Annotated in this window: 1 protein-coding gene; it reads left to right on the forward strand. The window is 47.3% G+C overall.

From position 1 onward, the window contains the following. Positions 1 to 531, forward strand: a 531-nt coding sequence (locus I6F53_RS20375; protein ID WP_231616667.1) for a terminase small subunit, incomplete at its 5' end; no start/stop codon positions are given. Between the last annotated feature and the right edge of the window lie 25 nt (positions 532 to 556).

Below are 556 nucleotides of genomic sequence, written 5' to 3' on the forward strand. Positions count from 1 at the left end.
GGGGAAACAACTATGAAAGACGAAAATTTCACCAGTCACGCGAACGAGAGGGTTCGAATTGGTAACTTCAAAGAGCTATACAATAAAAAGTATGGCGACATTGCAAACCTGAATCATCGTCACCCAATGACGCCTGAGACTGTATTCAACCTTGCGGTTAAATATTTCTCATGGGCCGAGGACCAGGCAATCAAGGCAATCGAAACGGCGAGCTTCCAGGGCGTTGTCACTGAGAACCTAGTGCACAAGCCGCGAGTGTTCACGCTCAACGGCTTCCAGCTTTATTGCGGCGTTACCTCCGGTGCGATCCAAAGCTGGCGCGCGTCGCCTGGATTCTCTGAGGTAATGGAGTTCATCGACTCGGTAATCATTGAACAGAAATATCAGCTTGCTGCGTCCAACCTCATCAACGCCGGATTCGTAGGTAAGGATATTGGCATCGACAAGGCAGAAGAAGTCAACGTGAGCAATGTTGTGAATGACACGCAAACCATAGAGGATGCCGTGAAAAGCGTACTTGATAAGATTTGATAAAATCTGACTATGTGGATAAAAT

This window comes from Pseudoalteromonas sp. SWN29, assembly GCF_015864465.1.
Classification (GTDB): Bacteria; Pseudomonadota; Gammaproteobacteria; order Enterobacterales; family Alteromonadaceae; genus Pseudoalteromonas.